Origin of the sequence: Streptomyces sp. CB01373, assembly GCF_002803075.1 — a bacterium.
Lineage (GTDB): Bacteria > Actinomycetota > Actinomycetes > Streptomycetales > Streptomycetaceae > Streptomyces.
Genome location: NZ_NNBK01000018.1, coordinates 176299 through 183856 on the forward strand (window position 1 = coordinate 176299; position 7558 = coordinate 183856).

The 7558-nt window shown below is 74.9% G+C and carries 8 protein-coding genes; 5 read left to right on the top strand and 3 right to left on the bottom strand.

What is annotated here, in order from left to right; translation table 11 throughout:
• The first annotated feature begins 33 nt into the window (after positions 1-33).
• The 5 genes from hypB to hypE all read left to right on the top strand — a co-directional run bounded on the left by hypB (position 34) and on the right by hypE (position 5817).
• Complete coding sequence (gene hypB, locus CG719_RS27875) at positions 34-807, top strand: hydrogenase nickel incorporation protein HypB (protein ID WP_100571452.1); 774 nt, start codon at positions 34-36, stop codon at positions 805-807.
• Complete coding sequence (gene hypF / locus CG719_RS27880) at positions 804-3176, top strand: carbamoyltransferase HypF (RefSeq protein ID WP_100571453.1); 2373 nt, start codon at positions 804-806, stop codon at positions 3174-3176. Before hypB ends, hypF begins: the two co-directional genes overlap by 4 nt.
• A 73-nt stretch (positions 3177-3249) precedes the next feature.
• Positions 3250-3582 (top strand): HypC/HybG/HupF family hydrogenase formation chaperone, encoded by a 333-nt coding sequence (locus CG719_RS27885; protein ID WP_100571454.1) that lies wholly within the window; start codon positions 3250-3252, stop codon positions 3580-3582.
• The gene (hypD, locus tag CG719_RS27890; protein ID WP_100571455.1) at positions 3582-4742 is read left to right on the top strand and encodes a hydrogenase formation protein HypD; all 1161 of its coding nucleotides are present in this window, start codon (positions 3582-3584) and stop codon (positions 4740-4742) included. Before CG719_RS27885 ends, hypD begins: the two co-directional genes overlap by 1 nt.
• Complete coding sequence (hypE, locus tag CG719_RS27895) at positions 4735-5817, top strand: hydrogenase expression/formation protein HypE (protein WP_100571456.1); 1083 nt, start codon at positions 4735-4737, stop codon at positions 5815-5817. Before hypD ends, hypE begins: the two co-directional genes overlap by 8 nt.
• A gap of 71 nt (positions 5818-5888) precedes the next feature.
• On the opposite strand, the gene hypA is transcribed toward hypE, so the two are convergent.
• From hypA to CG719_RS27910, 3 genes are read right to left on the bottom strand one after another with little or no spacing between them, the layout of a single operon-like run.
• The gene (gene hypA / locus CG719_RS27900) at positions 5889-6248 is read right to left on the bottom strand and encodes a hydrogenase maturation nickel metallochaperone HypA (protein WP_100571457.1); all 360 of its coding nucleotides are present in this window, start codon (positions 6246-6248) and stop codon (positions 5889-5891) included.
• Positions 6249-6308: 60 nt separating this feature from the next.
• Positions 6309-6905, bottom strand: a complete 597-nt coding sequence (locus tag CG719_RS27905) for a DUF5947 family protein (protein WP_100571458.1) — start codon at positions 6903-6905, stop codon at positions 6309-6311.
• Complete coding sequence (locus CG719_RS27910) at positions 6902-7498, bottom strand: NifU family protein (RefSeq protein ID WP_100571459.1); 597 nt, start codon at positions 7496-7498, stop codon at positions 6902-6904. The genes CG719_RS27905 and CG719_RS27910 overlap by 4 nt, the downstream gene beginning before the upstream one ends.
• Positions 7499-7558 lie beyond the last annotated feature (60 nt).

The following is a 7558-nucleotide window of genomic DNA, read 5'->3' on the forward strand; positions in this document are numbered from 1 at the left end:
CCCCGCCCCGAGCCGACTCCCAGGAGCAGCGCCATGTGCCGGTCCGTCGACGTCAAGCAGGCCGTCCTCGCCAAGAACGACGACCTCGCCGCCATCCTGCGCGGCGACCTGGCCCGGCAGGGCGTGGCCGCCGTCAACCTGCTGTCCAGCCCCGGCAGCGGCAAGACCGAACTCCTCGGCCGGGTACTCGCCCGCGCCGTCGAACGGGGCGTCCCGGTGGCCGCGCTGACCGCGGACCTGGCGACCGAGAACGACGCCCGCCGGCTGGCCCGCTCCGGCGCCCCGGTGCAGCAGGTGCTCACCGACGGACTCTGCCACCTGGAGGCCCGGCAGGTCCGCTCCCGGCTGGAGGGCTGGCTGCCGGAGGACACGGCGGTGCTGTTCGTGGAGAACGTCGGCAACCTCGTCTGCCCCGCGTCGTACGACCTCGGCGAGACCCTGCGGATCGTGCTGATGGCGGTGACCGAGGGCGAGGACAAGCCACTGAAGTACCCCACCGCGTTCGGCTCCGCCCACCTGGTCGTGGTCACCAAGACCGACCTGGCCGAGGCCGCCGGCTTCGACGAGAGCGCCTTCCGGGCCCATGTGCAGCAGGTCAACCCCGGCGTGGAGATCGTACGGACCTGCGCGCGCACCGGCGACGGCGTCGAAACCGTGCTGGACCGCGCACTGGCCGCCCGTGACGGCGCCCCGGAGCACCGGCCGCCGCTCACCCCGCACCCCCACACCCACGACCACGCCGCCGACGGCGAGCAGGCCCACGACCACCACACGCATCCGCACCCGGCGACCACCCCCGTCTCATGACCGCACCCGTCACCGGCCCGGTACGCCGCAGGCTCACCGTGCGCGGCACCGTGCAGGGCGTGGGCTTCAGGCCGTACGTGCACCGCCTGGCCGCCGACCTGGCGCTGGCCGGCTTCGTCAGCAACACCGCCGCCGGCGTGCTGATCGAGATCGAGGGGCCGCCCGACGACGTCACCCGGTTCTGCGACCGGCTGGCCCGGCAGCCGCCCCCGCTGGCCGCCGTCACCGGCGTCGGCCTGGAGAACCTTCCCGCCGACGGCGCCACCGGCCCGTTCGTCATCCGCGCCACCGAACACTCCCCGGGCCGCACCCAACTCCCGCCCGACACCGCCACCTGCGCCGACTGCCTGCGCGAACTGGCCGACCCGGACGACCGCCGCCACCGGCACCCCTTCATCACCTGCACCCACTGCGGCCCTCGCTTCACCATCGCCACCGCCATGCCGTACGACCGCGCCGTCACGACCATGGCCGGCTTCCCGATGTGCCCCGCCTGCGCCCGGGAGTACACCGACCCCGCCGACCGGCGCTTCCACGCCCAGCCCGTGGCCTGCCCCGACTGCGGCCCCCGGCTGCGCCTGGTCCCCGCAGCGGGCAGCGGGCTCCGCCCGGCCCGGGACGCGGACGCCCTGGCGGCCGCCCGGGCCCTGCTCGCCGCCGGACGGATCGTCGCCGTCAAGGGCGTCGGCGGCTACCACCTGGCCTGCGACGCCACCGACACCCGCGCCGTCGCCACCCTGCGGGCCCGCAAGGAACGCGGCGGCAAGGCGTTCGCCGTGATGTGCGCCGACCTCGCCGCCGTCGAGCGGATCGCCGGCCCCACCGACCGCGAACGGGCCACGCTCACCGGCCCGAGGCGGCCCATCGTCCTGCTGCGCCGGCGACCACGGCCGGACGGGCTCCGCCTGTCCGACGAGGTCTGCCCCGGCAGCCCCCACGTCGGCGTGATGCTGCCCTACACCCCCGTGCACACCCTGCTGTTCGGGCTGCCCGGCGATCCCCCCGGCCCGCGCGCACTGGTGATGACCAGCGGCAACCGCTCCGGCGAACCGATCGTCACCGACGACGAGGAGGCGCTGACCCGGCTCGCCGGACTGGCCGACGCCTGGCTCGCCCACGACCGGCCCATCGCCTGCCCCTGCGACGACTCCCTGCTGCGGGTGCGCCCCGACGGCACCGAACAGGTCCTGCGCCGCTCCCGCGGCTACACGCCCCGCCCCCTGCGCCTGCCGATCGCGGTGCGCCCCGCCCTCGCGGTGGGCGGCGACCTGAAGAACGCCCCGTGCGTCGGCGACGGCGAGCAGGCCTGGTTCGGGCCGCACATCGGCGACATGGGGGACCTCGCCACCCAGGAGGCCGCCCACCGGGCGGAACGGCACCTGCTGCGCCTGACCGGCGTGACCCCCGCCCTGGTCGCCGCCGACCGCCACCCCGGCTACCACTCGGCCCGCTGGGCCCGCCGCCGCGCCGCCGGGCTTCCGCGGCCGGAGCCCGTACTGGTCCAGCACCACCACGCGCACATCGCCTCGGCGATGGCCGAGCACGGCCTCGACGGCACCACGCCCGTCATCGGCGTCGCCTTCGACGGCACCGGATACGGCGACGACGGCACCGTCTGGGGCGGCGAGTTCCTGCTCTCCGACTACACCGGCCACCGCCGCTTCGCCCGGCTGACCCCCGCCCCGCTGCCCGGCGGCGACGCGGGCGTGGCCAACCCCTGCCGGCTCGCCCTGGCCCGGCTGTGGGCCGCGGGACTGCCCTGGGACCCCCGCCTGCCCAGCGTCGCCGCCTGCACGCCGGACGAACGGGCGCTGCTGCGGAAGCAGTTGGAGCGCGACCTGGCCTGTGTGCCGACCTCGAGCACGGGCCGGCTCTTCGACGCCGTGTCCTCCCTCGCGGGCGTGTGCCACCGAGCGGGATACGAGGCGCAGGCCGCGCTGGAGTTGGAGGCGGCCGCGACCCTGGCCCGCGACGCCGACAGCGCGGCGTACCCCTTCGGCTTCACCGACGGCCCAGGCCCCCTCGGCTGCGACCCGGCGCCCATGCTGCGGGCGCTCCTCGACGACCGGCGGCGCGGCACCCCGCCGCCGGTCCTCGCGGCCCGCTTCCACCGGGGCCTCGCGCGGGCCGTCGCGGAGATCTGCCACCGCGCCCGCGCCGCCACCGGCCTGACCACCGTCGTCCTCAGCGGCGGTGTCTTCGCCAACGGGCTGCTGGAGGACGCGTGCGCCGCGCTGCTCACCACGGATGGCTTCACCGTCCTGCGCCACGGCGAAGTCCCCCCGAACGACGGCGGACTGGCCCTTGGACAGCTCGTGGTCGCGGCACGCGAGCCACACCACCGGCGGCGCCAGGAAGCCGCCGGATGAGCCGACCGGGCCGGGACCCGCGCGAGGGCCGCGAAGCCGGCGGACGACCGACAGCGACGAGACGGAGTGACCCATGTGTTTGGCAGTGCCCGGCAAAGTCGTGGCCATCGACCACCACGCCGACCCGCTCACCGGTCTGATCGACTTCGGCGGGGTGCAGAAAAAGGCATGTCTGGAGTACCTGCCCGATGTGCGGGTGGGGGAGTACGTGATCGTCCACGTCGGGTTCGCCCTCCAGCGGCTGGACGAGGAGTCGGCCCGGGCGTCCCTGGAGCTGTTCAAGGAACTGGGGCTGCTGGAGGAGGAGTTCGGCGACGCCTGGGCCCAGGCGGCCGAGCAGGCCGGCGACCCGGCCCCGCACGCCTCGGGAGCCGGAGAACGCGAGAAGAGCGGGAGTGAGGCCTGATGAAGTACATCGACGAGTTCAACGACCCCGAGCTGGCCCGGCGACTGCTGGACGAGATCCGCGCGACGGTCACCCGGCCGTGGGCGCTGATGGAGGTCTGCGGCGGTCAGACCCACTCGATCATCCGGCACGGCATCGACCAATTGCTGCCTGAGGAAGTCGAGTTGATCCACGGCCCCGGCTGCCCGGTGTGCGTGACACCCCTCGAGGTCATCGACAAGGCACTGGAGATCGCCGCCCGTCCCGACGTGATCTTCTGCTCGTTCGGCGACATGCTGCGGGTGCCGGGCACCGACCGCGACCTGTTCCGGGTCAAGGGCGGGGGCGGGGACGTACGGGTGGTGTACTCGCCGCTCGACGCCCTCCAGCTCGCCCAGCGGCACCCGGACCGGCAGGTGGTCTTCTTCGCCATCGGCTTCGAGACGACCGCTCCTGCCAACGCCATGGCCGTGCACCAGGCCCGCCGCCTCGGCCTGGACAACTTCAGCCTGCTGGTCTCGCATGTGCGGGTGCCACCGGCCATCGAGGCGATCATGTCGGCCCCGGCGTGCCGGGTGCAGGGCTTCCTCGCCGCCGGGCACGTGTGCAGCGTCATGGGCACCGCCGAGTACCCGGACCTCGCCGAGCGGCACCGGGTCCCGATCGTGGTCACCGGGTTCGAACCGCTGGACATCCTCGAAGGCATCCGCCGTTCCGTGCACCAACTCGAACGCGGCGAGCACCGGGTGGACAACGCCTACCCGCGCGCCGTGCGGGAGGCGGGCAACCCGGCCGCCCTGACCATGCTCCAGGAGGTCTTCGAGGTCGCCGACCGGTCCTGGCGCGGCATCGGACGCATCCCCGCCAGCGGCTGGCGGCTGTCCGAGGCCTACCGCGACTACGACGCCGAGCACCGCTTCGACGTCGCGGGCATCCGCACCGAGGAACCCGCCGTGTGCCGCGCGGGCGAGGTGCTCCAAGGGCTGATCAAGCCCACCGAGTGCTCCGCGTTCGGCACCACCTGCACCCCGCGCACCCCGCTCGGCGCCACCATGGTCTCCAGCGAGGGCGCCTGCGCCGCCTACTACCTGTACCGCCGGATGACCGGACAGGCCTCACCGGGCGCCCCGGCGCCGCAGGGCTCCCGCATCCCGCAGGAGGAGATGAACCCCGTTGGCTGAACTGGCTTCCGCGACCGCCGACGCCCCCGTCGACCCGGCGAACTGGACCTGCCCCGCCCCCCTGCGCGACCAGCCGGTCGTGGTGATGGGCCACGGCGGAGGCGGCGCGCTGTCCGCCGAACTGATCCAGGACGTCTTCACCCCGGCCTACGGCAACCCCGTCCTCGCCGCCATGGGCGACTCCGCCGTCCTCCACCTCGGCGGCACCCGGCTGGCGTTCTCCACCGACTCCTACGTCGTCAGGCCGTTGTTCTTCCCCGGCGGCAGCCTCGGCGACCTGGCGGTCAACGGCACCGTCAACGACCTGGCGATGAGCGGCGCCCGGCCCGCCTACCTCTCCGCGGCCTTCGTCCTGGAGGAGGGCGTGGAGCTGACCGTGGTCGAACGGATCGCGCGCGCCATGGGCGCCGCCGCCGAGGCCGCGGGCGTCACCGTGGCCACCGGCGACACCAAGGTGGTGGAGGCCGGACACGGCGACGGCGTGTACGTCACCACCGCCGGTGTCGGTGTCGTCCCCGAAGGAGTGGACATCCGCCCACAGCGCGCCCGGCCGGGCGACGCCGTCATCGTCAGCGGCCCGATCGGCCTGCACGGCGTGGCGATCATGAGCGTCCGGGAAGGCCTGGAGTTCGGCGTCGAGGTCGTCAGCGACACCGCGCCCCTGGGGGACCTGGTGGCCGCCATGCTGGCCGTCACCCCGGACATCCACGTGCTGCGCGACCCCACCCGGGGCGGTCTCGCCGCCTCCCTCAACGAGATCGCCCGCGCCTCCGGCACCGGGATCCGGCTGAGCGAACGCGCCATCCCCGTCCCCGACGCGGTCGCGAACGCGTGCGGATTCCTCGGCCTTGACCCGCTGTACGTGGCCAACGAGGGCCGGCTCGTCGCCTTCGTGCCGCCCACCGAGGCGGAGGCCGTCCTGGAGGCGATGCGTGCCCACCCGCAGGGCGGCGGAGCCGTGCTCATCGGCGAGTGCGTCGCCGAGCACCCCGGCATGGTGGTCGTCGCCACCGGCCTCGGCGGCACCCGGGTCGTCGACCTGCCGCTGGGGGAGCAACTGCCGCGTATCTGCTGACCCGCAGAACCGAACGGCCCTCGCCGGTGCGTCGTGCACCGGTGGGGGCCGTTCGGCCGCCGGACGGTCCGTCAGGGCGCCGGCGACGACGCGGGCTCGATGGCGGTGATCTCCAACTCCCGTCCGCTGCGCAGGTCCCGCGAGGGACGGTCGCAGTGCGGGCACCAGAAGAACGGGGGCATGCCGACCGGGAACTCCGCGTCGCACGGCACGCAGTGGGCGTGCGCGGTCACCTGCTCGACGACGAGCCGGGCCCCGGCCAGGGCGGTGCCCTCGCGGGCGACCTCGAAGGCGAAGCTCAGCGCGTCGGGCACGACCCCGGCCAACTCGCCCACCCGCACCGTCACCACCGAGACGGGGCCCGTGCCCTCGGCGCGGGCCACCTCGTCGGCCTGTTCCACGATCGCGGTCGCGATCGACAACTCGTGCATGTCGGCCGGCTCCGTCCGGTAGCTGCGATCGGCCGGCTCCGTCCGGCCGGTTCCGTTCGGTCAGTTCTGCTCGGTCAGCTCCGCGAAGAACTGCTCGACGGCGGGCCACAACCGGCCCCCGCCGGACAGGCCCCGCCACTCGCGGCGGACCACGGCCAGCATCCGGAAGCAGTCGTCGACGGGCACGATCCAGTGGTGGTCCATGCCCTGGACGGTGCTGACGAGCAGCGCCTCCACCTCGGGCTCCATGCCGCCGAGTTCGGGGATCCGGCCGGCCAACTGCCGCCAGGCCGCCGCGTCCACCTCCCAGCGCATGGAACCTGCCGGGCTCGGGCCCTCGGCGGTGACCGTGCCGTCGGCGCGCGGCACGAAGAAGACCAGGCCGACCGGCACCCCGAGCGGCGCCGTGTCGACGTGCGGAAGCCGCACCCGGCGCCGGGGGACGAGCCGGTGGTGCCCGCCGCCCGCCCCGTCTCCGGCGAAGAGCACCGAGCACGGGCCGCAGGCGCACCGCACCTCGGCCTCGGCGGTGTCGTAGAGATGGCGGTGGTCCTCGGGCACCGGCGCGGCGCACAGATCGCACACCTCGCCCGCCGCCGCGGCGCTGCCGCCGGCCGAGGAACGGATGAGACGGGCCAGCGCCCCGTCCCCGCTCACCGCGGCTCCTGCGACTGTGGCGCACTCCGGCGCATGAGCGTGTCCAGGGGGACGAACGCCGGGGCCGCCTGCCGCTCGGCCGCGGCGGCCACCGCCTCCACCGCCGCCAGTTCGGGCGCGGCGGCGAGCACGGCGGCACGGACGGCGTCGCTCACGTCGTCCGTGCCGCCGCCGCACCCGGCACCGCACCCGCCGCCGCCCGTGGTGACCCGCACCCGGGCCACCTGCTCCTCCACGCCCACCCACTCGACGTCGCCGCCGCGCTCCCGGACGGCCGGGCGCAGCCGTTCGACGGCGCGCTCCGCCCGGCGCTCGGCCGGCTCGGGGTGGATCTCGTGCAGGACCAGCAGATGGCCCACCAGCTCGTCGTCGGTCAGACGCCCCGTCAGTTCACCGTCCGCGCGGTCGAGCACGCGGCCCAGCGCCTCGCCGTACACCTCGGTCAGCAGCCGCACCGCCTCCAGGGCGGACCGCACGGTCGGCCCCGGAGCGGCCTCGAGGCCCGCGAGGAGTTCGTCGAGCCGGGCGAGCCGCGCCTCGACGTCCGGGTCCGCGAGCCGGCCGGACCGGGTGCCCTGCTCCGTGTCAGACATGGTCGGTTCCGTAGGTGGGGGTGTGGGTGGTGGTGAGGGTTTTGCCGTTGCCGAGGTACA

Excerpts from the sequence above, each read along its gene's own strand:
- hypA (WP_100571457.1), bottom strand. The coding sequence starts at position 6,248 with ATGCACGAGTTGTCGATCGCGACCGCGATCGTGGAACAGGCCGACGAG.
- CG719_RS27885 (WP_100571454.1), top strand. The coding sequence starts at position 3,250 with ATGTGTTTGGCAGTGCCCGGCAAAGTCGTGGCCATCGACCACCACGCC.
- CG719_RS27910 (WP_100571459.1), bottom strand. The coding sequence starts at position 7,498 with ATGTCTGACACGGAGCAGGGCACCCGGTCCGGCCGGCTCGCGGACCCG.
- hypF (WP_100571453.1), top strand. The coding sequence starts at position 804 with ATGACCGCACCCGTCACCGGCCCGGTACGCCGCAGGCTCACCGTGCGC.
- hypB (WP_100571452.1), top strand. The coding sequence starts at position 34 with ATGTGCCGGTCCGTCGACGTCAAGCAGGCCGTCCTCGCCAAGAACGAC.
- hypD (WP_100571455.1), top strand. The coding sequence starts at position 3,582 with ATGAAGTACATCGACGAGTTCAACGACCCCGAGCTGGCCCGGCGACTG.